Source organism: Methylobacterium isbiliense, assembly GCF_022179325.1.
GTDB lineage: Bacteria > Pseudomonadota > Alphaproteobacteria > Rhizobiales > Beijerinckiaceae > Methylobacterium > Methylobacterium isbiliense.
Window position 1 is genome coordinate 189,298 of sequence record NZ_BPQQ01000016.1, and the last position, 24,095, is coordinate 213,392.

Annotated in this window: 24 protein-coding genes; 10 read left to right on the forward strand and 14 right to left on the reverse strand. The window is 73.4% G+C overall.

What is annotated here, in order from left to right; genetic code table 11:
* Positions 1-45: 45 nt before the first annotated feature.
* Entirely contained in the window at positions 46-1,236 is a 1,191-nt protein-coding gene (locus tag MFF61_RS07410; protein ID WP_373324652.1) for a PQQ-dependent sugar dehydrogenase, read from the reverse strand.
* 110 nt (positions 1,237-1,346) lie between these two features.
* Between MFF61_RS07410 and MFF61_RS07415 the strand changes: the two genes are divergently transcribed.
* From MFF61_RS07415 to kdsA, 6 genes are all read left to right on the forward strand, one after another.
* Positions 1,347-2,042, forward strand: coding sequence for an alpha/beta hydrolase (locus MFF61_RS07415; RefSeq protein WP_238234438.1), 696 nt, complete (start codon positions 1,347-1,349; stop codon positions 2,040-2,042).
* A 139-nt stretch (positions 2,043-2,181) separates the two neighbouring features.
* The gene (locus MFF61_RS07420; RefSeq protein ID WP_238234439.1) at positions 2,182-2,430 is read left to right on the forward strand and encodes a hypothetical protein; all 249 of its coding nucleotides are present in this window, start codon (positions 2,182-2,184) and stop codon (positions 2,428-2,430) included.
* 9 nt (positions 2,431-2,439) lie between these two features.
* Positions 2,440-2,688, forward strand: a complete 249-nt coding sequence (locus tag MFF61_RS07425) for a hypothetical protein (RefSeq protein WP_238234440.1) — start codon at positions 2,440-2,442, stop codon at positions 2,686-2,688.
* A 52-nt stretch (positions 2,689-2,740) separates the two neighbouring features.
* Positions 2,741-5,086, forward strand: a complete 2,346-nt coding sequence (locus MFF61_RS07430) for a sensor histidine kinase (RefSeq protein WP_238234441.1) — start codon at positions 2,741-2,743, stop codon at positions 5,084-5,086.
* A complete protein-coding gene (locus tag MFF61_RS07435) occupies positions 5,083-6,699 on the forward strand; it encodes an ABC transporter substrate-binding protein (RefSeq protein WP_238234442.1) in 1,617 nt (538 codons plus the stop codon). Before MFF61_RS07430 ends, MFF61_RS07435 begins: the two co-directional genes overlap by 4 nt.
* Before the next feature lie 92 nt (positions 6,700-6,791).
* Complete coding sequence (kdsA, locus tag MFF61_RS07440) at positions 6,792-7,667, forward strand: 3-deoxy-8-phosphooctulonate synthase (protein ID WP_238234443.1); 876 nt, start codon at positions 6,792-6,794, stop codon at positions 7,665-7,667.
* Here the strand turns inward: kdsA and MFF61_RS07445 are convergent, their stop codons facing one another.
* Positions 7,668-7,868 (reverse strand): DUF2256 domain-containing protein, encoded by a 201-nt coding sequence (locus MFF61_RS07445; protein ID WP_238234444.1) that lies wholly within the window; start codon positions 7,866-7,868, stop codon positions 7,668-7,670.
* Positions 7,869-7,878: 10 nt separating this feature from the next.
* Entirely contained in the window at positions 7,879-8,745 is an 867-nt protein-coding gene (locus MFF61_RS07450; RefSeq protein ID WP_238234445.1) for a formyltransferase family protein, read from the reverse strand.
* A 174-nt stretch (positions 8,746-8,919) separates the two neighbouring features.
* On the opposite strand from MFF61_RS07450, the gene MFF61_RS07455 reads away from it, so the two are divergent.
* The gene (locus MFF61_RS07455; RefSeq protein WP_238234446.1) at positions 8,920-9,654 is read left to right on the forward strand and encodes an SDR family NAD(P)-dependent oxidoreductase; all 735 of its coding nucleotides are present in this window, start codon (positions 8,920-8,922) and stop codon (positions 9,652-9,654) included.
* A 12-nt stretch (positions 9,655-9,666) separates the two neighbouring features.
* Complete coding sequence (locus MFF61_RS07460) at positions 9,667-11,274, forward strand: cryptochrome/photolyase family protein (protein ID WP_238234447.1); 1,608 nt, start codon at positions 9,667-9,669, stop codon at positions 11,272-11,274.
* Here MFF61_RS07460 and bcsS read toward each other — a convergent pair.
* A complete protein-coding gene (gene bcsS, locus MFF61_RS07465) occupies positions 11,197-11,946 on the reverse strand; it encodes a cellulose biosynthesis protein BcsS (protein ID WP_238234448.1) in 750 nt (249 codons plus the stop codon). The genes MFF61_RS07460 and bcsS overlap by 78 nt on opposite strands.
* A 328-nt stretch (positions 11,947-12,274) precedes the next feature.
* On the opposite strand from bcsS, the gene MFF61_RS07470 reads away from it, so the two are divergent.
* Positions 12,275-12,544 (forward strand): usg protein, encoded by a 270-nt coding sequence (locus MFF61_RS07470; protein ID WP_238234449.1) that lies wholly within the window; start codon positions 12,275-12,277, stop codon positions 12,542-12,544.
* A 242-nt stretch (positions 12,545-12,786) separates the two neighbouring features.
* Positions 12,787-13,413 carry an exopolysaccharide biosynthesis protein gene (locus MFF61_RS07475; RefSeq protein ID WP_283205976.1) on the forward strand — a complete coding sequence of 209 codons (627 nt, stop codon included), beginning with the start codon at positions 12,787-12,789 and terminating at the stop codon, positions 13,411-13,413.
* Positions 13,414-13,557: 144 nt separating this feature from the next.
* Here MFF61_RS07475 and MFF61_RS07480 read toward each other — a convergent pair whose 3' ends face one another.
* The 10 genes from MFF61_RS07480 to MFF61_RS07525 form a co-directional block, all read right to left on the reverse strand.
* Positions 13,558-14,169, reverse strand: a complete 612-nt coding sequence (locus MFF61_RS07480; protein WP_238234451.1) for a nucleotidyltransferase family protein — start codon at positions 14,167-14,169, stop codon at positions 13,558-13,560.
* On the reverse strand, positions 14,166-15,188 hold the full coding sequence (locus MFF61_RS07485) for a molybdopterin-binding protein (RefSeq protein WP_238234452.1): 1,023 nt from the start codon (positions 15,186-15,188) through the stop codon (positions 14,166-14,168). The genes MFF61_RS07480 and MFF61_RS07485 overlap by 4 nt, the downstream gene beginning before the upstream one ends.
* On the reverse strand, positions 15,185-15,865 hold the full coding sequence (locus tag MFF61_RS07490; protein WP_238234453.1) for an XdhC family protein: 681 nt from the start codon (positions 15,863-15,865) through the stop codon (positions 15,185-15,187). Before MFF61_RS07490 ends, MFF61_RS07485 begins: the two co-directional genes overlap by 4 nt.
* A 28-nt stretch (positions 15,866-15,893) precedes the next feature.
* On the reverse strand, positions 15,894-16,217 hold the full coding sequence (locus MFF61_RS07495) for an XdhC family protein (protein WP_238234454.1): 324 nt from the start codon (positions 16,215-16,217) through the stop codon (positions 15,894-15,896).
* A 47-nt stretch (positions 16,218-16,264) separates the two neighbouring features.
* A complete protein-coding gene (locus MFF61_RS07500; protein ID WP_238234455.1) occupies positions 16,265-17,452 on the reverse strand; it encodes a vWA domain-containing protein in 1,188 nt (395 codons plus the stop codon).
* Positions 17,449-18,351, reverse strand: a complete 903-nt coding sequence (locus MFF61_RS07505; RefSeq protein ID WP_238234456.1) for an AAA family ATPase — start codon at positions 18,349-18,351, stop codon at positions 17,449-17,451. The genes MFF61_RS07500 and MFF61_RS07505 overlap by 4 nt, the downstream gene beginning before the upstream one ends.
* A 121-nt stretch (positions 18,352-18,472) precedes the next feature.
* On the reverse strand, positions 18,473-19,276 hold the full coding sequence (locus tag MFF61_RS07510) for an FAD binding domain-containing protein (protein ID WP_238234457.1): 804 nt from the start codon (positions 19,274-19,276) through the stop codon (positions 18,473-18,475).
* A 16-nt stretch (positions 19,277-19,292) separates the two neighbouring features.
* A complete protein-coding gene (locus tag MFF61_RS07515) occupies positions 19,293-21,662 on the reverse strand; it encodes a xanthine dehydrogenase family protein molybdopterin-binding subunit (protein ID WP_238234458.1) in 2,370 nt (789 codons plus the stop codon).
* Between the two features lie 68 nt (positions 21,663-21,730).
* The gene (locus MFF61_RS07520) at positions 21,731-22,225 is read right to left on the reverse strand and encodes a (2Fe-2S)-binding protein (RefSeq protein WP_238234459.1); all 495 of its coding nucleotides are present in this window, start codon (positions 22,223-22,225) and stop codon (positions 21,731-21,733) included.
* Positions 22,226-22,533: 308 nt separating this feature from the next.
* Positions 22,534-23,919 carry a peptidoglycan-binding domain-containing protein gene (locus tag MFF61_RS07525; RefSeq protein ID WP_238234460.1) on the reverse strand — a complete coding sequence of 462 codons (1,386 nt, stop codon included), beginning with the start codon at positions 23,917-23,919 and terminating at the stop codon, positions 22,534-22,536.
* Positions 23,920-24,095: the final 176 nt, after the last annotated feature.

A 24,095-nucleotide genomic window follows, 5' to 3' on the forward strand; every position in this document is an offset into this window, starting at 1 on the left:
TGGGGAAGCCAGCACGAAGGCGGCGCCGTTCAAAGCACAGCGCGCTCACCGGCCCGGCGTGAGGCGCAGGATGCGGGCGTCGCTGCGGGAATCGGTGGCGACGTAGACGGCGCCGTCCGGCCCCACCTTGACGTCGCGGATGCGGGCATCGAGGGGCACGCGCTCTTCGCTCACCACCTTGTCGCCGTCGAGCTTGAGCACGACGAGGCCCTTCGACACGAGGCCGCCCACCAGCATCGCGTCGCGCCAGGTGTCGAACAGGGCGCCGTCGTAGCGCGCCATCCCGGAGGGGCCGATGACCGGATCCCAGTAGTAGACCGGCTGCTCGGTGCCCGCGCGCTGGGTGAGACCCCGGCCGACCTTCGCGCCGCTGTACTCGATGCCGTAGGTCACCTCCGGCCAGCCGTAGTTCCGGCCGGGCTCCGGGCGGTTCAGTTCGTCGCCCCCGCGCGGCCCGTGCTCCACCGTCCAGAGGCGTCCCTGCGCATCGAGGGCCGCCGACTGGATGTTGCGGTGCCCGTAGGACCAGATCTGGGGAATGGCCTTCTCCTTGCCGACGAACGGGTTGTCGCTCGGCGCCTGCCCGTCGGCCTTGATGCGGAAGACCTTGCCGAGCCCGCTCGACAGGTCCTGCGCCTGCCCGCGGGTCTGCATGTCGGAGCGCTCGCCCACCGTCACGTAGAGGGTGCCGTCGCCGGAGAAGACCAGGCGCGAGCCGTAATGCTTGTCGCCGTCGTAGGTCGGCGTCTGGCGGAAGATCACCGCGAGATCGTCGAGCCGCGCCCGGCCGCCCTCCTCCACCAGCCTGGCCCGCGCGACGCTGGTGCCGTTGCCGCCCTGGCGCGGCTCGCTGAAGCTGACGTAGACCGTCCGGTCGGACGCGAAGCCCGGGCTCAGCGCCACACCGAGGAGTCCGCCTTGACCGCGCGCGTCGACCTTCGGCACGCCCGTCACCTCCACGCCGGCCCCGCCATCCGGCGCGACGAGCCGCATCCGGCCCTCCTTCTCGGTGACGAGGAGGCGGTCGCCGGGCAGGAACTCGAAGGCCCAGATGCCCTTCAGGCCCTGGACCACCGGTGTGACCGAGACGGGCGTCGTCCGCTCCGGCTGGGGCGCGCGCGTCTGGCCGGGAAAGGCGGGCTTCTGGTCGGGGGCGTTCGCCGCCTGGGTCTCGGCCGGCGGCCGTGCCCCTTGCGCCAGGGCGCTCTGGATGAGGGCGGCGGACAGCATCAGCATCGCGGCGAGGCGCATGGCGGGTCTCCGGAGGGCAGCGCCCTCGACATAGATTGGGCTCCGGCCGCGGCAACGGCGCGGGATCCCCGGCCCCCTGCGGTCCGTTGTCCGCCGTGACCCTCGACCTCTCCGCCCTGCCGCCCCGCCGCGGGCGCCTCGCCGCCCGTCCGCCGGCATTCCTGCCGGAGCCCTCCGTCGCGTCCGGGGCGCACCCCCTCGGCCTCGAACCGGGGCGCGACGGCCTCCTCGTCGTGCCTGCTGGACCCGGTCCCCACCCGCTCGTCGTGATGCTGCACGGCGCGGGCGGCTTCGCGGACGGCGCCGTGCGACTCATCGCGGACGCGGCCGAGCGGCACGGCGCGGCGATCCTCGCGCCCGAATCCCGCGACCCGCGCAGCTGGGACCTCGTGCGCGGCGGCCGCTGCGGCCCCGACGTGGCCTTCCTCGACCGGGCGCTCGTCGCGACCTTCGCGCGGCTGCCGTTACGGGCCGACCGGATCGCGCTCGCGGGCTTCTCGGACGGCGGCTCCTACGCCCTCTCGCTCGGCCTCGCCAACGGCGACCTGTTCTCGGCGGTCCTGGGCTTCTCGCCAGGCTTCGTCGCGCCGCCGGACTACGTCGGCAGCCCGATGGTGATGGTCACGCATGGCAGCGAGGACGCGGTGCTGCCCGTGGCGGCCTGCGGACGGCGCGTGGCGGCGAGCCTCGACCATGCGGGTTACCGCATCGCCTACCGCGAGTTCGCGGGCGGCCACGTGGTGCCGCCGGACCTCGCCGAGGCGGCGATCGCGGCCTTCCTGGCCGGGTGAACGACCGATTGTTGCGTCCCGGCCTCCGGACGCAACAGATCGGCGCCCGATCGGCCCGCGCGACGCAAAACGCCGGACACCCGCCGCTCCTATACCCTCGGCCCACGACAAGCCCCGCACGGGGGCGGGGGAGGCGAGGATGGGTCCGGCGCGCGCGATGCTGATGGGGGCGATGCTGGCGGCCGCCGCGGTGGCGGCGGTGGCGGCGGACGGGCGTCTCGCGCCCGCCTCCGCTCCGTCCGTGCAGGCGCCCTCGCCCGCCGATCCCTGCACGCGCGCCGCGTGGCCCTACCGGCCGCAGGTTTGCGCCGCGGGCCTGGAGCGCCGGCCGGTCCGGGTGATCGGCGCCGCCCCCCTCCGCACGACCGCCCACTTGGCCGAGCGCTGAGCCCCGCCCATGCCCCACTTCAGCGCCGAGATCCTCGATGACGACCCGGAGGGGGCACTGCTGCTGCGCGACGTGCTCGGACCCGCACGCGGCCGCGCCGGCAAGCCTTCCGGGCTCAAGCCCACCGCACCGATCGAGACGCCGCCCGCCCCCGTGCGGGGCGGACGCGGCGCCGGTCCCGCCCGCCCGGCCCGGTCCCTCGCGGCCCGGGCGCTGGCGGCGCCGGGCAGCGTCACCGCTTCTTGCCCCCGCTCCTGATCGGGCTCTACTCTGGCGCGAGGATCCGCTCGGGTCCGCGGTCGGGGCGAGGATGCGGGTCGGCCAAAAGATCGTTCTGGTCGGTGGTCTGCCCATCGCGATCGCCGCCCTCATCGCGCTCGCCGGCTGGCTTCTCCTCGCGGAAGCCGAGCGTGCCCGCGGCGGCGCCGTCATGGCCGGCACGATCTACCGCACGCTCACCACCGCCACGACCGTGCGCGACGAATTCCTCGCCGCGCGGGCGGACGAGCGCACCGACCATGCCGAGCGCTTCGCCCGCCTCACCGCCGAGGCGAGCCGCCAGCTCGACGACCTGCACCGCCTCGCCCGCACCCCCGACCAGGACGCCCGCATCGAGTCCGCCCGCACGGCGCTGACGGAGTCGATCGACCGGATGCAGGGCCTCGTGCGGATCACCCGCGAGAACGACGGCCTCATCGCCGAGATGGCGACCCGGGCCGACACGCTGGTGCGCCTCGCCGATCAGGCCCGCGAGCGCCAGCGGGCGGCGAATCTCGACCTCGTCGCCTCCCTCACCGACAAGGCGAACCACCTGCGCCAGGTGCGCGACGTCGTCGGCGCGGTGAACGCGCTGCGCACCGTGGTGGCGGCCCAGGAGATCGAGGTGCTGCGGGACGGGCCGGCGCGCGGCGCCCCCCTGGTCACGCAGGTGCGCAACGCCGCCCGCGACCTCGCCGAGGCCCTCCGGGCCGACGGCCGCGCCCGCGAGGCGGAGGAGATCCTGATCCTGGCCGCCGCCTACGAGGGATCGCGTGCGGCCGAGGAGCCGCAGACGCTCGCCGCGACGGGCATCCCGGCCCCGGCGATCTCGCCCGCCGGCGTGCTCGCCGAATGGTGTGAGCGGGTGCTCAAGATCGACGGCTCCGCCCAGCGCTCGCTCCACGACGAGGTGTCCCAGCTCCTCGCCTACGCGGTGCGGGCCAACGAGACCGAGCAGGCGGCCCAGAACATCGCGCTCGCCACCCTCAAGCTCGGGCAGCGCACCGCCGAGGCCCTGCGGCGGCGCGATCCCGGCACGGCGATGGCGGCCCTGGACGAGGGCGCCACGCTGTCGGAGACCGCGGCGGCGCTGCCGATCTCGCCACTCATCCAGGGCGAGATGCTCGACGCGATCGACGGCTGGCGGGCGCGGCTCGGCACCACCGTCGAGGGCCTGCGGCGCCAGAATGCCGGCATCGCCGAGATGGACCGGCTCGCCGCCGCGATCGGCGAGAGCGCCCGCAGCCTCAACCAGATCTTCATCGACGATGCGGACCGGTTCGGCCGCTCGATCCGGCACCTGCTGCTGGTGGGCGCCACGGCGGGCCTCGTCTTCGGCTCGGCGGCGGCGCTCGCGGTGGCGCGCTCGATCACCGCGCCCCTGCGCCGCCTCCAGCGCGGGATGCTGGCGCTGGCCGCCGATCCGTCGCGGCACGATGTCGGCGACACCGATCGCCGGGACGAACTCGGCGACATGGCGCGGGCCACCAACGTGTTCGTGAGCGAGATCGGCCGGCGCGAGCGGGCGCTGCGCCGCGCCAAGGAGGAGGCGGACCGCACCCTGAGCGAGCTGCGCCAGACCCAGGCCGACCTGATCCAGGCCGAGAAGCTCGCCTCGCTGGGCCAGCTCGTGGCGGGCGTCGCCCACGAGATCAACACGCCGCTCGGCATCGCCCTCACCACCGCGACGCTGGTGCGCGACGAGGCGCGCGAGTTCCGGGCCGTCGCCGCGGGCGGCCAGCTCTCGCGCTCGAAGCTCGTCGGCTTCGTCGACCGCGTCCAGGAGGGCGCGCATCTCCTGACGGCCAATCTCGGCCGCGCCGCGGACCTCGTGCACAGCTTCAAGCAGGTGGCAGTCGACCGCGTCAGCGACGAAGGCCGCCGGATCGCCGTGCGCGCCTGGCTCGGCGAGCTCCTGCACAGCCTGGGGCCGCTGCTCCGCAAGGGCGGCCACGGCCTCGATCTCGTCTGCCCCGAGGAGTTCGAGATCGAGACCTATCCGGGGGCCCTGGCGCAGGTCGTCACCAACCTCGTGAAGAACGCCGTGGTGCACGCCTTCCGGGAAGGCCAACCGGGGCGCATCACCGTGACGCTCGTGCGCGAGGGCGGGTTCGTGCGCCTCGACGTCGCCGACGACGGCCGGGGCATCGCCGGCCCCGACCGCGAGCGGATCTTCGACCCCTTCTTCACCACCGCCCGCCACCGGGGCAGTTCGGGTCTGGGCATGCACATCGTCTACAATCTCGTCACCGGCCGTCTCCAGGGCCGGATCGCCGTGGAGAGCCGGGAGGGCCAGGGCACGCGGGTGCGCGTGGAATTCCCGGCCGTGCCCGCGCCGGAGGCTGCGGGTGCCGGCCGCGAGGTCCGGGCCGGCACCACCGAGGGAGCCCGGACATGATCCGGCGGCGCAACCTCATCGGCGCGACCCTTCTGGGCGCCGCCCTCCTCACGCTGGGCCTTGCCGGGCCGGCGGCGGCCAGGACCCTGGTGTTCTGCTCGGAGGGCAATCCCGAGTCGCTCAACCCCCAGCTCGTCACCACCACGACCGGCATGGACGCCACTTGGCCGGTCTACAACACGCTGGTGGAGTTCGCGCCCGGCACCACGACGATCCAGCCCGCGCTCGCCGAGTCCTGGACCGTCTCGGAGGATGGGCGGACCTACGTCTTCCGCCTGCGCCCGAACGTGGCGTTCCATGCCAGCGCGCGCTTCCGGCCGAGCCGGTCGCTCACCGCCGAGGACGTGGTGTTCTCCTTCGAGCGCCAGTGGCGGCCCGACCATCCCTTCCACCGCGTCTCGGGGGGCGGGTACTCCTACTTCCGCGATCTCGGCCTGCCCGCCCTCCTCGACGCGATCGAGGCGCCCGACCCGCTCACCGTGCGCATCCGCCTCAAGCAGCCGGACGCCACCTTCCTGGCCAACGTCGCGATGGCGCTGGGCGGCATCCTCTCGGCCGAGTACGCCGCGGCGCTGCAGGCGGCCGGCGAGCCGGAGCGGATCGACCGCGAGCCGATCGGCACCGGCCCCTTCTCCTTCGCGGGCTTCCAGCCCGACGTGGTCCTGCGCTACCGCGCCTTCCCGGGCTACTGGGGCGGGCGCCAGCCGGTGGACAGCCTCGTCTTCTCGATCACCCCCAACGCCGCCGTGCGCCTCGCCAAGGTGCGGGTCGGGGAGTGCCACCTGACGGCCTTCCCCAATCCGGGCGACCTCGATGCCATCGCGGCCGATCCCGCCCTGGTGCTGATGCGCCAGGAGGAGCTCAACATCGGCTATCTCGCGCTCAACACCCGCACCCCTCCCCTGAACGACGTCCGGGTGCGGCGCGCGATCAACATGGCGATCGACAAGGACGCGATCGTGCAGGGCGTCTACGGCCCGGGCGGCACCGCCGCCAGGACTCCGATCCCGCCGAACCTGTGGTCGCACGATCCGGCGATCCGCGACGAGCCCCTCGACCGCGAGGCGGCCCTGCGCCTCCTCGCCGAGGCCGGGCTGCCGCAGGGCTTCGAGGCCGAGCTGTGGTATCCGCCGGTGAGCCGGCCCTACAACCCCAACGGCCGCCGGGTCGCCGACCTGATCCAGGCCGACCTCGCCCGGATCAACATCCGGGTCCGGCCGATGACCGAGGAGTGGAGCGCATATCGGGGCCGGATGCTGGCCGGCGAGACGGCACTGGCCCTGTTCGGCTGGACGGCCGACAACGGCGATCCCGACAACTTCCTGGGCGTCCTGCTCGGCTGCACGGCGGCCCGCCCGGGTGGCAGCAACATCGCGCGCTGGTGCGAGCCCCGCTTCGACGCCCTCGTCACCGAGGCGCGGCGCACCGGCGACCAGACGCGCCGGGCCGCGCTCTATCGCGAGGCGCAAGGGGTCTTCAAGCGCGAGTCACCCTGGGTGCCGATCGCCCACTCGGCCGTCTTCGTCGTCGCGCGCCGGGAGGTGACCGGCTACCGGATGGACCCGCTCGGCCGCCACCTCTTCCGCGGCGTCGGCCTTGCCGGCTCGCGCTGACGGGGCTTGGCGGCCGGGAGGCCGGATTTCCGACACGGTTGTGCGGCAGCGAGCGGGTCTGCGATCAGCCCACACGTTTTCCGGACACGTCCATGCCGCTCGACCCCGCCTCTCCGCCGACCGTGGTCCCGGTCGGACCGGTCCGCTTCGGCAACCACCTGCCGCTCAGCCTGATCGCCGGTCCGTGCGCCCTGGAGAGCCGCGCCCATGCCCTCGAGGTGGCGGCCGCCCTCAAGGAGATGACCGCGCCGCTCGGCCTCGGGCTCGTGTTCAAGTCCTCCTTCGACAAGGCCAATCGCACCTCGGCCGGGTCGGCGCGCGGCCTCGGCCTGCGCGAGGCGCTGCCGATCTTCGCGGAGATCCGCGAAGGCCTGGGCCTGCCGGTGCTCACCGACGTCCACGAGGCCGACCAATGCGCCGCCGCCGCCGAGGCGGTGGACGTGCTGCAGATCCCCGCCTTCCTCTGCCGCCAGACCGACCTCCTGCTCGCGGCCGCCGCTACCGGCCGGGCCGTCAACGTCAAGAAGGGCCAGTTCCTGGCCCCCTGGGACATGGCGCACGTCGCCGCGAAGGTCACGGGAGCCGGCAATCCCAACGTCATCGTCACCGAGCGCGGCGCCTCGTTCGGCTACAACACCCTGGTCTCCGACCTGCGCGCCCTGCCGATCATGGCGCGGGTGACCGGGGGGGCGCCGGTGGTGTTCGACGCCACCCACTCGGTGCAGCAGCCCGGCGGGCAGGGCGCGACCTCCGGCGGGCAGCGCGAGTTCGTGCCTGTCCTCGCCCGCGCGGCCGTGGCGGTGGGGGTCGCGGGCGTGTTCATCGAGACGCATCCCGATCCCGACCGGGCACCGTCGGACGGACCGAACATGGTGCCGCTCAGCGCGATGCCGGACCTGCTGGCCACCCTGGTGGCCTTCGACCGGCTCGCCAAGGACCGGTCGAATGCAGGTTCGACGCGGCCCTGATCACGAGCGCCTGGTCCGGGGAAGGCCCAGGTCCGGCTGCGCCGGCCCGTCGACGCGGCGCTTCGCTTCCCCGCGGCAGCGGTCGGAGCAGTAGCGCACCTCGTCCCAGACTCGCTCCCATTTGCGGCGCCACGCGAAGGGCCGGCCGCACTGGGCGCAGGTCTTCTGGGGCAGGTCGCCCTTGCGGCGCATCCGCGGCACGGGCGGCCCCTCAGCGCCCGGTCTGGGCCGCGTCCGCGAGGGACAGGGTGCTCCAGCGCGTGATCTGCACGTAGCCGTCCCGCGCCGCCACCACGACGTGGCGGCGGTGGCGGTGGACGATGCTGCCGGGCGCGTGGCGGTGGGGCTCGGTCCAGCCCCTCGCCTCCGAGACATAGACCCGCGCCTCGCCGAGCCGCGCCACCGTCTCGATCGCCCCGAAGGCCCGGACCCGCCGCAGCACGTCGCCGACGCCCTGCCGGAAATCGAGGGTGCGCTCGGCATCGGTGATCCGCGGCCAGTAGGCGCCGTCCCCCTGCGGCTCGGCCGACCGCCAGCGGGCCGGGAGGTCGCGGGCGATCGGCCCGGACGCGAGCCGCATCGCCGCCATCTGGCAGCGGGCGAGCAGGGTCTCGTGGGTCTCGTCGGGCGAGAGCCGGAAGATCTCCTGGGCCAGGATGTCGCCGGTGTCGAAGCCCTCCTCGGCAAGCACATGCGCGGTGACGCCCCAGCTCTCGTAGGCGTCGAGGATCGCCTTGAACAGCGGATACGGCCCGCGCCCGTTGGGCAGCGGCGAGGGATGCAGGTTGAGGGCGTAGCGCACCCGGCCCGGCCAGCCCGTGATCAGCCAGGGATAGCCCGCGACGACGAGCGCCCAGTCGCGGCCGTGCTCGGCGGTGAGCGCGTCGAGATCGGCGGTGCGCAGGCGCGAGAGCTGGATCGGGATGCGGTGGCGGCGGGCCTGGGCCACCACGGTCTCGTTGTGGTCGTAGATGCCGTCGCAGGGCCGCGTGAACAGCTTGATCGGCCGCCAGCCCGCCCCCGTCAGGGCCTCGAAGACGCCCCCGAGAAAGTCGATCCCCGCGAAGGCGAACTTCATGCCCTCATCCCCTCTCCCGTCCGGCCGCCGCAGGGCGTTCCCCCTGCGGCAGTTCAGCCCGGCTGTCGCGCGCCCGTCCCGCCATACCTAGGCATCCACGCGCGCACTGTCCCGTCCAAACCGTGCCTCGGTGATGTGGGGCCGTGCGTGGCGCAGGCGAGCGGGGGAGACGGCATGGCGCGGGTCCTGATCTACGGCGGCACGGGCGGCATCGGTCTCGCCACGGCCCGCGCCCTGCGGGCGCGCGACGTCGCGCTCCACCTCGTCGCGCGCGATGCGGCGGGCCTGGAGCGGGCCGCCTCCGACCTCGGCGAGACGACCGTCACGGCCGGGGACGTCACCGATCCGTCGCTGTTCGCCCTGGCGACCGCGGCGGCAGGCGAGGCGCTGGCGGGCCTCGTCTTCGCGGTGGGCAGCATCACCCTGAAGCCGATCGGACGCCTGAGCGCGCAGGAGATCGAGGCCGATTTCCGCCTCAACGCGCTCGGCGCCTTCCTGGCCGTGCAGGCGGCCGCCCCGGCCCTCAAGGCGGGGGCGGGCGAGAGCACGAGCGGCATCGTGCTGTTCTCGACCGTGGCGGCGGCGCAGGGCTTCTCGGCGCATGTCTCGGTGGCGATGGCCAAGGGCGCGGTGGAGGGCCTCGCCCTGTCGCTCGCCGCCGAACTCTCCCCCAGCGTGCGGGTGAACGTCATCGCCCCCTCCCTCACCCGCACCAACCTCGCCCGCCCGCTCACCGCCAACGAGACCGTGGCGAACGGCATCGCCGGCATGCACGCCGTGCCCCGGCTCGGCACGCCGGAGGATGCGGGCGCACTCGCGGCCTTCCTGGTCTCGGACGACGCGGGCTGGATCACCGGTCAGGTGATCGGCGTCGACGGCGGGCGCTCCTCCGTGCGCACCAAGGGCTGAGGCGGCGGGACGATGGGCACAGCGACGGGTACCTTGCGCCTCGTCCTCGGCGACCAGCTCCATCCGCGGCTCGCGGCCCTGACCGACCTCGACCCCGGGACCGACACGGTGCTGATGGTGGAGGTCGCCGACGAGACCACCTACGTCCGCCACCACAAGCAGAAGATCGCCCTGGTCCTCTCCGCCATGCGCCATTTCGCGCAGGAGCTGCGCGCGGGCGGCGTCGCGGTCGACTACGTGGCGCTGGAGGATGCGGGCAACACCGGGTCGTTCACGGGCGAACTCGCCCGTGCGGTCGCCCGTCACCGGCCCGGCCGCGTGGTCGTCACCGAACCCGGCGAGTGGCGCGTCTGGACCATGATGCAGGGCTGGCGCGACGAGTTCGGCGTGCCGGTGGAGATTCGGACCGACACCCGCTTCCTGTGCCCGCGCGACACCTTCGCGCGCTGGGCGGAGGGACGCGAGAGCCTGCGCATGGAGACGTTCTACCGCGCGATGCGCCGCCGCACCGGCCTGCTCATGCGGGACGGAGCGCCGGTGGGCGGGCGCTGGAACTTCGACCACGACAACCGCCGCCGCCTGCCCGCCGATCACCGGCCGCCGGAGCGGCTGCGCTTCCCGCCCGACGCCGTCACGCGCGAGGTGATCGCGCTCGTCGCGCGGCGCTTCCCCGACCATTTCGGCGACCTCGACGCCTTCGGCTGGCCGGTGACCCGCCGCGACGCGCTGCGGGCGCTCGCCCACTTCGTCGAGGCCTGCCTGCCCCAGTTCGGCGACTACCAGGACGCCATGCGGGCCGATGCTCCGTTCCTCTACCACGCCCTGATCGCGCCGGCCCTCAACCTCGGGCTGCTCGATGCCGAGGAGGTCTGCCGGGAGGCCGAGCGGGCCTACGAGGAGGGGCACGCACCGCTCAACGCGGCCGAGGGCTTCATCCGGCAGATCCTGGGCTGGCGCGAATACGTGCGCGGGCTCTACTGGGCGCGGATGCCGGACTACGCCGCCACCAACGCGCTCGGCGCGGAGCGCGACCTGCCCTGGTTCTACTGGTCGGGGGAGACGGCGATGCGCTGCCTCGCCGACAGCGTGCGCGCCACCCGCCGCCACGCCCACGCCCATCACATCCAGCGCCTGATGGTGCTCGGCAACTTCGCGCTGCTCGCCGGGGTGCGGCCCGCCGCGCTGGAGGAATGGTTCCTCGCCGTCTACGCGGATGCCTACGAGTGGGTGGAACTGCCGAACGTGCACGGCATGGCGCTGTGGGCAGACGGCGGCATCCTCGGCTCCAAGCCCTACGCGGCGTCGGGCGCCTATATCGACCGGATGTCGGATTACTGCCGCGGCTGCGCCTACGACGTGCGCCTCAAGGAAGGCCCGGCCGCCTGCCCGTTCAACGCGCTCTACTGGAGCTTCCTCATCCATCATGCGGACCGGCTCCGGCCGAACCCGCGCCTCGCCATGCCCTACCGCACGCTGGACCGGATGAGCGCCGAGCGCCGCCGCGCGATCGTGCGCGACGCCGCGCGGTTCCTGGATGGCCTGTCAGAGCGGCCGCCAGAGGGTGAGGGCCGCGTAGAGACCGGGACGCCGGATCTGTTCCTCGAACAGCCAGCCGGCTGACAGCCGCGCGCGCAGGCCCATGATGCCGGCATCGGTGGCGTGGAGGCCGAGGCTCCACTTCCGGTAGCCGGTGCGATCGGCGTAGAGCGACGCTTCCGGCCCGAGATAGGCGCCGAGCGCGTGCCGGCCCCAGGACAGGCGCCCCCACAGATCCGCTCGCGCGCTGCCCGCGATCAGCGTCGCGGTGGCGAGCGTCCCGGCGGTCGGATGCGCCCAGATCTCCCCGTGCAGGCGCAGGCCGACGCGCAGCGGCCGTCCGGCCCCGGCGCCGCCCACGGCCTCGGCCCCCGCCTCGGGACCGGCGAACAGCGCCGCGATGCCCCAATCCTGCACCCATTGCCACCCCGCCACCGCGTAGCCGGCGGCCGTATGACGCATCACCCGGCTCGGGCGCGAGGACGGCTGCGCCTGCGGGCTTCGGTCGCGTTCGGTCCGCGCCCCGTAGCCGAGGCCGGCCAGCAGCGTGAAGCCGCTCGCCGTCAGGCCGGCCGGGGCATGCTTGAGGCCCGCTTGGAGGAAGGAGGAGCGGCCCGCATCGAGGCTCCCGAACAGGACCGTGCGGGCCTCGCTGCGCTCGTCGGCCAGCGCCGGCTGCCCCGCGCACGCGGCTGCCGCGGCCCCGACGAGGGCCGCACGACGCCGATGTGAGCGGGTCGAAGCCGTGGTGCGCACGCCGGCCCTGCAAGCAGGAAGCGAAAGATGGAAAAGTGTATTCCATCTCTCCTTGCGTCACCACAGCCGTTCACAGAAAATTAACTGGCCCGCGATGCGAAGCGGACCAGCCGCCACCCGGCTTGCAGACGGTCCGCACGCGCGGTAACGGAGCAAGCCGAGGCCGCGCACCGTGCTAGCAATCCCCGCGAAGTGCTGCCAACGCCTTGTTATTGAACACGAAAGCTGAAAAATACGCTTGAGGTTAACCGGTCGTTCATTCCATCATCGGAGCCTTGTCTCGTTCACGGCGGCAACCGCCCTGTACTTGGGCGGGAAAGGAGGTCCGATGGTGTCGAAGGAGTTCCTGCGTCAGATCGAAGGGTATGGTCTGACCACGGCCCAGATCCTCTACCGGATCCCCGATCATCCGGGCGTGCTGCAGACTTATCTCTGGCAGGAATACGACCTCGCGCCGCGCTTTCCGGTGCTGCACGACTTCCTGGCGTTCTGGGAGCGCGAACTGGACGGACCCCTTCACTCCGTGCGCGTGTCGCATTCGTGCCTGATCAAGCCGGCGGAGTTCCGCGCGGTGAACGGAGTTCTGACGCTGCACTAGCCGCCTCGTTTACGCCTGTTTGCTCAGCTTGAATGCCGCCATCGCCCCGCACGGGGCACCGGATGGCACAGCGGATGACGATCAGGCGAGCAAGGATGGCGGCGCGCGAGAGCGTCCGGACGGTGCCGGCGCCTCGCACAACGCCGTCCGCGGTGGGCGGCGTGGCCCAACTCGGCTTGGCGCACACGGCAGATCAGGATAGAGCGGACGCCGCCCCAGAGGCAGCGGACGGCCGGATCCCCTTGAACTCGACTGCGCGAACCTCGGAAGTGCTCACCGTGCTGGCCGCTCAGGACACGGACCGGCTGACCGTGCGCGACATCGTGTCGGTGCTGCGCGACCGGGCCTTCGCGCTCCTCGTGGTGCTGCTCGGCCTGCCCAACTGCCTGCCGATGCCGCCGCCGATTCCGCTGATCTGCGGCCTGCTGCTCGCGCTGGTGGCGGCGCAGATCGCCGCCGGCATGTCGGCGCCCTGGCTGCCGCGGGCGCTGCTGAGCCGCTCGATCGCCCGCGCCGACCTGCAGCGGGCGGTGAACCGCGCGGTCCCGCTCCTGCGCCGCCTGGAGCGCTGGTCGCGTCCCCGCATGCGGGTGTTCGAGAACGATCTCGGCATGCGGGCGATGGGGCTGCTGCTGCTGGCGCTCGCCCTCGTTCTGATCGTGGCGGCTCCGATCGTCGGCCAGATCCCGCTCGGCCTCGCCGTGTCGCTGGTCGGCCTGGGCCTCGTCGAACGCGACGGCGTGCTGGTCATGGCCGGCCTCGGCGTCGGCGTGCTCGGGGTGCTGCTCAATCTCGGCTTCGTCTACGCGGTGTTCAGCGCCGTCGTCGGCCTGCTCAACCTCGGCGCCGCCTCGACCGGCATGGTCTGACGCCCGGCCGCCTTCCCCGATGCGGTGGCCGGTTCGCCGGCGACACCGATGCCGGGCGAGAGCGGGAGCCTCGTCCGACGACGGGGATGCCGGTTCGTCGACGACGATGCGGAGACATCAAAGCCCGAGAGCAGGGTTGTGCGCTTAAGCGGAATCGCCGCGGGCGAGCCCCTTCAGCATCTCGGGCGTGTCGACGTCGATGAGCACGCCGGAACCGTCCGCCGGCCATTCGAGCACGTCCGTCCGCCCCGCGAGGAGCGGCCCCGCGCCGCGGTCGCCGGTCAGGCGCGCGAGATCGTCCGCGAGGATCCGGCGGTTGAGGAGCACCGGATTGCCCCGGCGCCCGCCGCAGACCGGGACGATGGCGGCGGGCTTCGGCGCGGCGGCCCGGAACGCGTCGGCGAGGGACCGGATCAGGCCGGGCGGGACGCACGGCATGTCGCCGAGCAGGATGATGGCGCCGCCGGCGGCCTCCGGCAGGGCCGCGAGCCCGACCTGCAGCGACGTCGCCAAGCCGTCCGCATAGCGGGGGTTCGGGACGAGGCGGAGGTCGAGGCCGGCGAGCGCCGCCCTCACGGAATCCTGCGCGTGGCCGAGGACGGCGACGACCGGCCCGGCCTCGGCCGCGAGCGCCGCCTCCGCCGCGTGGCGCACCAGCGGCTTGCCGTCGAGATCGGCCAGGAGCTTCGGGGCATCCCCGAACCGCGTGCCGCGCCCCGCCGCCAGCAGCACGAGGCCGACCGGATCCGGGGTCACTCCCCCTCCTCCGGCGCGCCGCCGGAGCGCGGCTGCGGCCGGGAGACGATCTCCATCAAGAGGCCGCCGACCCCCAGGCGCACGATGTCGGCGCGCCCGACCGGCAGATCGGCGAGCAGGCGGTGGAGCACCCAGTCGAAGCCGTTCTCCTTGGGCGAGCGCGCGCAGCCGGGCGCCCCGATCACCGGCCTCCCGTCGAGGTCGCCGATCAGCAGCAGGTTGCCCGGATCGACCGGCATGCCGAAATGCGCGACGCCCCCCCCCGCCGCCTCGATCCCCGCCGGGATCACGTCGCGCCGGTCGGCGATGGCGGAGGCGCCGAACACCACCGCCAGATCCGCAGCCCTCTCCGACACGGCGTCGCGCAGCGCGGTGGCCACCGCCTCCGCCGCATGCGGCACGCGCGTCTCGCCGACGATCCCCGCCCCGGTCGGCGCGAGGCGGTCGGCGAAGACCCGCAGCGTCTTGTCCACCACGCTCGGCTTCAGGCCCGGCAGCAGGGTCGAGATCACGGCGACGCGCCGCCGCCGGTAGGGCGCTACCGCGAGGGCCGGGTGCGGCACCGCCGCCAACGCGCGGTCGAGCGTCCTGCCCGGCACCGCGTACGGGATGATCTTGACGGTGGCCACCATCTCGCCGGCCACGACCGGCTTGAAGGGCGGAAGCGTCGCGAGGGTCACGGCTTCGTCGACGGCGTTGACCGCATCGATCGCGCCGATGTCGAGGCGCAGCACGCCCGCCTGCGTCGCGTGCAGGTTGGAGCGTCCGGTGAAGGGCGCGGCGACCTCCAGCCCCTCGCCCGCCACGGCCTCGGCGATCGCCCGCGCCGCCTCGTCCTCGCCGATGTCGTCGGCGTCGAGGGCGACCGCGATCACCTGCGCGACGCCCGCGGCGGCGAGGCGCGCGGCGTCCTCGGCGCCGATCCTGCTGCCCTTGCGCAGCACCACGTCGCCCGCCCGCACCGAGTGGGCCGAGACGAGCCCGACCGAGGCCGCGACCGGAACCGGGCCGAACCTCACGGGGCGGCCTTGCGCAGGGCGGCGATGATCTCGGCCAGCACTGAGACCGCGATCTCGGTCGGGCTGACGGCCCCGATATCGAGGCCGATCGGGGCGCGCAGGCGGCCAATCGCCGCCTCGTCGAGCCCGGCCTGCGCCAGCCGCTCGACCCGCTTGGCGTGGGTCTTCCGGGAGCCCAGCGCACCGACGTAGAAGCACTCCGCCCGCAGGGCCGCGACCAGGGCGGGATCGTCGATCTTGGGGTCGTGGGTCAGGGCCGCCACCGCCGTGTAGCGGTCGAGGGGCGGCAGCGCGGCCAGCGCCTCCTCGGGCCACTGCGCGAGGAGCGGCACGTCGGGGAAGCGCTCGGGCGTCGCGAAGGCGGTGCGCGGGTCGATGATGGTGACGTCGAGGTCGGTCAGCGCCGCCATCGGGGCGAGCGCCTGGCTGATGTGGACCGCGCCGATCACCACGAGGCGCGGCGGCGGCACGTGGACGGTCAGGAAGACGTTGCCCCCTTCGGCGAGCCCGCTCTTGCCCGCGCGCAGGCGCGCCGCGAGTTCGCCGGCCAGCGGATCGGCGCCGATCCCGGCCTCGCGCACGAGGCGCTGCGCGCTGCCGTCGAGCGCCGTGACCAGGATCGCGGCGCGGCGCGCGGCGCGCTCGGCGTTGAGCGCCTGGAGGAGATCGAGCCTCATCGCGGGCCCCGCAGGTGCCGGTTCTCCATCACGCCACCCGCTCGACCAGGACCCGGATCCGCCCGCCGCAGGACAGCCCGACCCGCCACGCCGTCTCGTCCGCGACGCCGAATTCGAGCACGCGGGGCCGCCCGTCCTCGATCACCTCCATCGCCTCGGTGATGACCGCGCCCTCGACGCAGCCGCCCGAGACCGAGCCCAGGAAGTTGCCCTCCTGGTCGATGGCGAGGTGGCTGCCCACCGGGCGCGGGGCCGAGCCCCAGGTCTCGATCACGGTGGCGAGCGCCACGCCGCGCCCGGCCTCGCGCCAGCCCTGCGCGGCCGTGAGGATGTCGGTGTCGGTTGTGAGCATCGGTCGAACTCCCGCGCCCGGCGAGGAACATCGCCACAAGGTAGGTGTCAGCCCGCGCGGCGCAACCAAGCGCGCGGGTCCTGCGCGCGGGTCGGCCCTGCGCCGATCGCGCGGCAGAGATCCTCCATCGCCGCGAGGCTGTGGATCGGCCGGAAATCGTGGACGTGCGGCAGCATCGCCCGGATGCCGCCGGCCCGCGCCTCGAAGCGGTCGAAGCGCAGGAGCGGGTTGAGCCAGACCAGCCGGCGGCAGGAGCGCTTGAGCCGGTCCATCTCGAAGGTGAGGTCCGGCGTCACCTCCCGCTCCAGCCCGTCGGTGAACAGCAGCACCACCGCGCCGCCGCCCAGCACCCGGCGCGACCAGTGCCGGTTGAAGGCGTGCAGCGCCTCGGCGATGCGCGTGCCGCCTTCCCAGTCCCGCGCCCGGGCGCTCGCCCGCGCCAGCGCCTCGTCGGGATCGCGGCGGGCGAGTTCGCGGGTGATGTTGGTGAGCCGCGTCGCGAAGACGAAGCTGTGCACGCGCCGCCGCTCGCTCAGGGCGTGCAGGAAGTGCAGGAACAGGCGGGAATACTCGGCCATCGAGCCCGAGATGTCGGCGAGCGCCACGACCGGGGGCGGGCGCTCCCGCGGCGCCCGGAAGGCGAGGTCGATGCCGCCATAGGCCCGGATCGTGCGCTGGAAGCTGCGCCGCGGGTCGATGCGCCCGCGCGCCCGGGCCTCGAAGCGGCGGGTGCGGGTCGCGTCGTCGGGCAGCCGCAGGGCCGCGATCTGCCGGCGGGCCTCGGCCACCTCGTCGGCGCTCATCTGGGCGAAGTCCTTCGCCTTCAGCACCTCGCGCTCGGAGACCGAGAGGGTCGCGCGCACCACCGTCTCGTCGCGCTGGACCTTGGGCTTCGGCGCCTGCTTGGGGCTCAGCGCCTCGCGCACGCGCAGCGCCCCGGCCTTCGGCGGCTGCGGCCCGCGCTCGGGGGCCACAGGCGACATCTGGGCGATCAGCTTCTCGATCAGGTCGCGCCGCCGCCAGAAGAGGCGAAAGGCCTCGTCGAACAGGACCGAGTGCTCGTGCTTGCGCACCAGCACCGCGTGAAGGGTCCAGTAAAAATCCTCGCGCGTGCTGAGGCCCGCCGCCTGCACGGCCTCGACCGCGTCGATGACGTCGCCGGGTCCGACCGGAAGACCCGCGGCGCGCAAGGCCCGGGCGAAATAGGCGATGTTGTCCGGCAGCCGCCCGGTCATCGCGTGCCCGCGCGCACCTCGTCGAGCAGCGCCTTGGCCCGCCCGCCCTGCATCGCCTGGATGTCGTCCTGGTACTTCAGCAGCACGCCGAGCGTGTCGGAGACGAGGGCCGGGTCGAGGGCCACCGCGTCGAGTTCGACGAGCGCGGTGGCCCAGTCGAGCGTCTCGGCCACGCCGGGCGCCTTGAACAGGTCCTCCTTGCGGATCGCCTGCACGAAGGCGACGACGTCGCGGGCGAGCGCGGCCGGCGCTCCGGGCACGCGCCGCTTCAGGATCGCGAGTTCGCGCTCCGCATCCGGATAATCGACCCAGTGGTAGAGGCAGCGGCGCTTGAGGGCGTCGTGGATCTCGCGGGTGCGGTTGGAGGTCAGGACGACGATGGGCGGCTCGGGCGCGCGGATGGTGCCGAGTTCGGGAATCGTGACCTGGAAGTCCGACAGCACTTCGAGCAGGAAGGCCTCGAACGCCTCGTCGGTGCGGTCGAGTTCGTCCACGAGCAGCACGGGCGCGCCGCCCTCCCCCGGCTCCAGCGCCCGCAGCAGCGGGCGGCGGATCAGGTAGCGCTCCGAGAAGAGGTCGGATTCGAGCCGCTCGCGGTCGACGCTGCCGCCGGCTTCGGCGAGGCGGATCGCCATCATCTGCCCGGCATAATTCCACTCGTAGACCGCGGCCGCGACGTCCAGGCCCTCGTAGCATTGCAGCCGGATCAGCGGGCGCCCGAGCGCGGCGGCCAGCACCTTGGCGATCTCGGTCTTGCCGACCCCCGCCTCCCCTTCGAGGAAGAGCGGGCGGCGCAGCTTCAGGGACAGAAAGGCGACGGTGGCGAGCGCCCTGTCGGCGACGTAGCCGGCGGAGGCGAGGAGCGCTTGGGTCGCGTCGATCGAGGCGGGCAGGGTCATGCAGGATCCTGAGGACCGCCCGCGGGTTCGGGCGAGCGCGGCGGCCATCCTCCCGACATAACCGGTTCCCGCGGGAGGAAAAGGCTCGCGCCCGGGGGCGATGGCCTCCGGGCGCGCCGCGTCACCGTTCGGTCGCCGCCTGCACGGCCCGGCGCGCCATCACGCCGATGAGGTGCGCGCGGTACTCCGCATCCGCGTGCAGGTCGCCGATGAGGTCGTCCGCCGGGGCCTTGAGGCCGTCGAGGGACTTCGCCGAGAAGCGCTTGGCCAGCGCCTCCTCGGCCTCCGCCCAGCGGAAGACACCGTTCGAGCCCGCCCCCGTCACGGCGACCCGGATGTCGCTCGGGCGCTTGGCCACGAAGACGCCGACGAGCGCGTAGCGCGAGGCGGGGTTGCGGAATTTCTCGTAGGCCGCCTTGTGCGGGATCGGGAAGGAGACCCCGGTGACGATCTCGCCGTCCTCCAGGGCGGTCTCGAACAGCCCGCGGAAATACTCCTCGGCCGGGATGCGGCGCTTGCTGGTGATGATCGTGGCGCCGAGCGCGAGGCAGGCGGCGGGATAATCCGCCGAGGGGTCGTTGTTCGCCACCGAGCCGCCGATGGTGCCGCGGTGCCGCACCGCCGGGTCGCCGATCAGGGCGGCGAGTTCGGACAGGGCGGGGATCGCCTCCTTCACGTCCGCCGACTCCGCCACCGCCCCGTGGGTGGTCATGGCGCCGATGGTGACGGCGCGCGGCGTGCGCTCGATCCCGACGAGGTCGGGGATGCGGCCGAGGTCGATCAGGTGCCCGGGCGCCGCGAGGCGCTGCTTCATGGTCGGGATCAGGGTGTGTCCCCCGGCCACGATCTTGGCGTCCTCCTGCTTGGCGACGAGGCTGAGCGCCTCCTTGAGGGTGGCGGGGCGGTGATAGTCGAAGGCGTACATCGCGGGTCCTCCCCGTTCACTCGGCGGCGATGGGCTGGGGCTGGCGCGCGCGCTGGGCGGCGCGCCAGACGGCGAGCGGCGTGGCCGGCATGGCGATGTTCTCGTGGCCGAGCGCGTCGGTCAGCGCATTCATCACCGCGGCGGGCGCCGCGATGGCGCCGGCCTCGCCGCAGCCCTTGATGCCGAGCGGGTTCGACGGGCAGGGCGTCACCGTCATGCCGACCTCGAAGGACGGCAGGTCGGCCGCCCGCGGCATGCGGTAATCCATGAAGCTCGCCGTCACGAGCTGGCCCTCCGCGTCGTAGACCGCGCCCTCGAACAGGGCCTGGCCCACGCCCTGCGCGATGCCGCCATGGACCTGCCCCTCGACGATCATCGGGTTGATGATAGTGCCGAAATCGTCCACCGCCGTGAACCGCTCGATGGTGACGTGGCCGGTGTCGGGATCGACCTCCAGCTCGCAGATGTGCATCCCGGCCGGGAAGGTGAAGTTAGTGGGATCGTAGAACGCCCCCTCCTTCAGCCCCGGCTCCAGCTCGGCGCCCGTGAACTTGTGGGCGATGTAGGCCTGGAGCGCGACCTCCCCGAAGGCGAGCGAGCGGTCGGTGCCGGCCACCGAGAAGCGGCCGTCCTTGAACTCGATGTCGCCCTCGCCCGCTTCGAGCGCGTAGGCCGCGACCTTGCGGCCCTTGGCGATCACCTTGTCGAGGGCCTTGGCGATGGCCGACATGCCGACCGCGCCCGAGCGCGAGCCGTAGGTGCCCATGCCGAATTGCACCTTGTCGGTGTCGCCGTGCACGATGTTCACGCTCTCGATCGGCACGCCGAGCCGATCGGCGACGAGCTGCGCGAAGGTGGTCTCGTGACCCTGGCCGTGGCTGTGCGAGCCCGTCAGCACCTCGATGGAGCCGGTCGGGTTGACGCGCACCTCGGCCGATTCCCACAGGCCGACGCCCGCGCCGAGCGCCCCCACCGCCTGCGAGGGGGCGATGCCGCAGGCCTCGATGTAGGATGAGAAGCCGATGCCGCGCAGTTTGCCCCGCCGCGCGCTCTCGCGCCGGCGCTTGGGGAAGTGCTTGTAGTCGGCCGCCTCCAGCGCCTTGTCGAGCGAGGCCCCGTAGTCGCCGACGTCGTAGTTCATGATGACGGGCGTCTGGTGCGGGAAGCTCTTGATGTAGTTGCGCCGCCGGAACCGGGCCGGATCCTGCCCGGTCTGGCGCGCCGCCACCTCCACCAGCCGCTCGATCACGAAGGTCGCCTCGGGGCGCCCGGCGCCGCGATAGGCATCGACCGGAGCGGTGTTGGTGTAGACCCCGTCCACCTCGCAGTAGATCGCCGGGATGTTGTACTGCCCCGAGAGCAGCGGCGCGTAGAGGTAGGTCGGCACAGAGGAGGCGAAGGTCGACAGGTAGGCCCCGAGATTGGCCACCGTGTGGACCCGCAAGCCCAGGATGCGGCCGTTCTCGTCCAGCGCCATCTCGGCATGGGTGACGTGGTCGCGCCCGTGCGCGTCGGCCAGGAAGGCCTCGGTGCGGTCGCTCGTCCACTTCACCGGCCGGCCGACCTTCTTGGCCGCCCAGACGCAGACCGTCTCCTCGGCGTAGATGAAGATCTTCGAGCCGAAGCCGCCACCCACGTCGGGCGCCACCACCCGGAGCTTGTTCTCGGGCGCGATGCCGATGAAGGCCGACAGCACGAGGCGGGCGACGTGCGGGTTCTGGCTCGTGGTGTAGAGGGTGAACTGCTCCTCGGCCTCGTCGTACTCGCCGATCGCGGCGCGCGGCTCGATCGGGTTGGGCACCAGACGGTTGTTGACGAGGTCGAGGGTGGTGACGTGCTTGGCCCGCGCGAAGGCCGAATCCACCGCGCCCTTGTCGCCCAGGTGCCAGTTGAACACCACGTTGTCGGGCGCGACCTCGTGCACCGCGGTCGCGGCGCCCTGCGCCTTCGCGGTCTCGACCACGGCGGGGAGCAGGTCGTACTCGACCGTGATCGCCTCGGCTGCGTCGCGGGCCTTGGCGAGGCTCTCGGCCACCACCACGGCGACGTGGTCGCCGACGTAGCGCACCTTGCCCTGCGCCAGCGCCGGATGCGGGCCGGCCTTCATCGGGCTGCCGTCCTTGGAATGGATCATCCAGCCGCAGATGAGATTGCCGACCTTGTCGGCCGCCAGATCCTCGCCCGTGAACACGCCGAGCACGCCCGGCATGGCCCGGGCGGCGGCGGCGTCGATGCTCCGGATCGTCGCGTGGGCGTGCGGCGAGCGCAGGAAGTAGGCGTGGGCCTGCCCCGGCCGGTTGAAGTCGTCGACATACCGGCCCTTGCCGGTGATGAAGCGCTGGTCCTCCTTGCGGCGCACGGGGGCGCCGATGCCGCTCGCGGTCATGTTCCTCTCCCGTCACTCGTCGATTCAGGCATCGCTCCGGCCTCTGGCGGGCCGGTGGAGTCTCGGCGCTACTCGGCCGCCTGCCGGGCCGGCGCCTGGCCCATGGCGGTGGCCCCGGCGGCGATGGCCTTCACGATGTTGTGGTAGCCGGTGCAGCGGCAGAGGTTGCCCTCCAGCTCGTGCCGGATCGTCGTCTCGTCGAGGGCGTGGCCCTTGCGGCGCACGAGGTCGACGGCGGTCATGATCATGCCGGGCGTGCAGTAGCCGCATTGCAGGCCGTGATGCTCGCGGAAGGCCGCCTGCATCGGGTGCAGGTCGCCGCCCGCGGCCAGCCCCTCGATGGTGGTCACCTGCCGGCCGTCCGCCTGGACGGCGAGCACGGTGCAGGCCTTCACGGCCTCGCCGTCAAGATGCACCACGCAGGCGCCGCACTGGCTGGTGTCGCAGCCTACATGCGTGCCGGTGAGGCGCAGGTGCTCCCGCAGGAACTGCACGAGCAGCGTGCGCGGCTCGATCTCGGCGGTCACGGCCTTGCCGTTCACCGTCAGGCTGACGGAGCTCATGGATGATTCCTCCTCTCGCCGGCCCCCTGGACCCGTGGCTACGGGTCCCGTTCTTGCGCGTTCGGGGCGGACGCCCGCTTCGTTGAGAATTGGACGAAATCGAGTGTCAACCGGCCGCGCCGGCCGGTCAAGCCGGTTCCGGCTGGACCTTTGGCCGCCGATGCGTGCGGTTTCGCGGCTGCGAAGGGGGCGATCCGATTGCGCGCCGCACGGACCGCGCCCGGCAGCCAGAGCGGGAATGAGAGCGAACCTGCTATTTATGGATGTACGGGTGCCGGCTCAGGCCGCCGCGGGCGGCCGGCCGCGGATCACGGCCGGCAGGTCACGGGAAGCACCAGGGGAGCGATCGGTCCCGCGGCCGCCCCGACGCTCCTCGGCGCGGCATCCGGCCCCAGCGCAAGTCCGGTGTCCTCGGCGCCCAGAAGGCCGCGCAGGGCCTCGATGCCGGCGAGCGGGTGGGTCATCGGCGGCATCACGCCCGCCACGAGCCGCGGCTGCGCCGGCATGCGGGCGACGAGGCCGACGAGCCGTCCGGCCCGGTCGAGCACCGGGGCGCCCGCCGCGCCCGGCTGGAGCGGCGCGGCGATGCCGCCCGGGCCGGTGCTGCCGGTCGTCACCGAGGCCCCGCCCTCCCGGGAGGCGGCGACCACCACGACCTCGCCGTCCGGTGCGCCGGGCGCGGCGGCGATCGCGCCGGCCCGCGCCGCAGGCCCGGCTTCGAGCAGGGCGAGCCCCGCCTCCTGGCGGATCAGGCGGGCCGGCACGCCGCCCACGAGCGGGGTCGCGCACGCGCCGAGCGCGGCCGCAGCGGTGACCACCCGCCGCGGCGCGACGACGAGCGCCGTCGCGGCGACCGAAGTCTGGGCGGCCGAGGCTGGGGCGGCCGCGGGCGCCGCATCGGCGGGGCGGGGGCCCGCGGCCATCGGCGCATCGGCCGGGAAGGGCGCGAAGCTGTTCGCCGCGGCGATCACCAAGCGGTCGACCTCGCGCGCCAGCGCCTTGTCGTACGCGACGGTGAAGCCGCGGATGCCCTGGCTCGCGGCGGCGTAGCGGATGTAGAACTTCCCCGCCGCCGTCTCGCCCGTCACCACCACGAAGTCAGGCTTCTTGAGCTTGTAGGTCACCTTGCGCTCGGGGGTGACCTGGGTGGCCCGCTCGAACAGGGCGTCGAGGTCGCTCTCGCCGGGGGCGTACGCCTTGGTGTCGAGGGTGACGCGCCCGTCCGCGCTCTGCCAGCGCGTGCCGTTCGGGATGCGCGTCCGCTTCGCGAGCAGGCGCTCGGGCACGCCGAGCACGATCCCGGTATTGGCATCCGTCTCCACCGAGAACTTCGCCGCCTGCCGCGCGGCCTGTCCGGCGGCCAGCAGCCGTGCCCGTGCCCTGTCGTCGAGGATGCCGGTCGGCTCGGCGCCGGCCTGCGCCTGCCACGCGACGATGCCCTCGAAGGTGCGCCGGCCGAAGGCGCCGCTCGTCACGCTGTTGTAGTCGCTGACCCAGACGAGGGCGTCCTGCACCGCCTTGCGCTCGGCCTCGGGCCGCGCCTCGAAGGCGGCGCGCGCCGCTTCGAACACCGGATCGACCGCGGCGGGCGGGCGCTGGGGCGCGGCGGGCCGCGGCGCGGGGGCCTGAGCCGACGCCGCCGCGGCCCCGAGCAGGATGGCGCAGGCCGGAAGCAGGCGGACGGGGCGCAGCATCGAGGGGGGTCTCCGGAAGCGGACCGCGGTCGCGGCATCCAGCTTGGCAGAGGCCGGCCCCAACATCCAGCGGCAGGGCGCGCGGGGCGTCGCGGCGGCGCCCGGTCAAGGATCCGGCGAACAGCCGAGAGCCGTTCTCAATGCCTCCCGGTATGCTACCTTGCGGGCAGGGAGAA

Coding starts and splice junctions, on each gene's coding strand:
- MFF61_RS07410 (WP_373324652.1), bottom strand. CDS start 1,236: ATGCTGATGCTGTCCGCCGCCCTCATCCAGAGCGCCCTGGCGCAAGGG.
- MFF61_RS07420 (WP_238234439.1), top strand. CDS start 2,182: ATGGGTCCGGCGCGCGCGATGCTGATGGGGGCGATGCTGGCGGCCGCC.
- MFF61_RS07425 (WP_238234440.1), top strand. CDS start 2,440: ATGCCCCACTTCAGCGCCGAGATCCTCGATGACGACCCGGAGGGGGCA.
- MFF61_RS07430 (WP_238234441.1), top strand. CDS start 2,741: ATGCGGGTCGGCCAAAAGATCGTTCTGGTCGGTGGTCTGCCCATCGCG.
- MFF61_RS07435 (WP_238234442.1), top strand. CDS start 5,083: ATGATCCGGCGGCGCAACCTCATCGGCGCGACCCTTCTGGGCGCCGCC.
- kdsA (WP_238234443.1), top strand. CDS start 6,792: ATGCCGCTCGACCCCGCCTCTCCGCCGACCGTGGTCCCGGTCGGACCG.
- MFF61_RS07450 (WP_238234445.1), bottom strand. CDS start 8,745: ATGAAGTTCGCCTTCGCGGGGATCGACTTTCTCGGGGGCGTCTTCGAG.
- MFF61_RS07455 (WP_238234446.1), top strand. CDS start 8,920: ATGGCGCGGGTCCTGATCTACGGCGGCACGGGCGGCATCGGTCTCGCC.
- MFF61_RS07460 (WP_238234447.1), top strand. CDS start 9,667: ATGGGCACAGCGACGGGTACCTTGCGCCTCGTCCTCGGCGACCAGCTC.
- MFF61_RS07470 (WP_238234449.1), top strand. CDS start 12,275: ATGGTGTCGAAGGAGTTCCTGCGTCAGATCGAAGGGTATGGTCTGACC.
- MFF61_RS07490 (WP_238234453.1), bottom strand. CDS start 15,865: ATGAGGCTCGATCTCCTCCAGGCGCTCAACGCCGAGCGCGCCGCGCGC.
- MFF61_RS07495 (WP_238234454.1), bottom strand. CDS start 16,217: ATGCTCACAACCGACACCGACATCCTCACGGCCGCGCAGGGCTGGCGC.
- MFF61_RS07500 (WP_238234455.1), bottom strand. CDS start 17,452: ATGACCGGGCGGCTGCCGGACAACATCGCCTATTTCGCCCGGGCCTTG.
- MFF61_RS07505 (WP_238234456.1), bottom strand. CDS start 18,351: ATGACCCTGCCCGCCTCGATCGACGCGACCCAAGCGCTCCTCGCCTCC.
- MFF61_RS07510 (WP_238234457.1), bottom strand. CDS start 19,276: ATGTACGCCTTCGACTATCACCGCCCCGCCACCCTCAAGGAGGCGCTC.
- MFF61_RS07515 (WP_238234458.1), bottom strand. CDS start 21,662: ATGACCGCGAGCGGCATCGGCGCCCCCGTGCGCCGCAAGGAGGACCAG.
- MFF61_RS07520 (WP_238234459.1), bottom strand. CDS start 22,225: ATGAGCTCCGTCAGCCTGACGGTGAACGGCAAGGCCGTGACCGCCGAG.
- MFF61_RS07525 (WP_238234460.1), bottom strand. CDS start 23,919: ATGCTGCGCCCCGTCCGCCTGCTTCCGGCCTGCGCCATCCTGCTCGGG.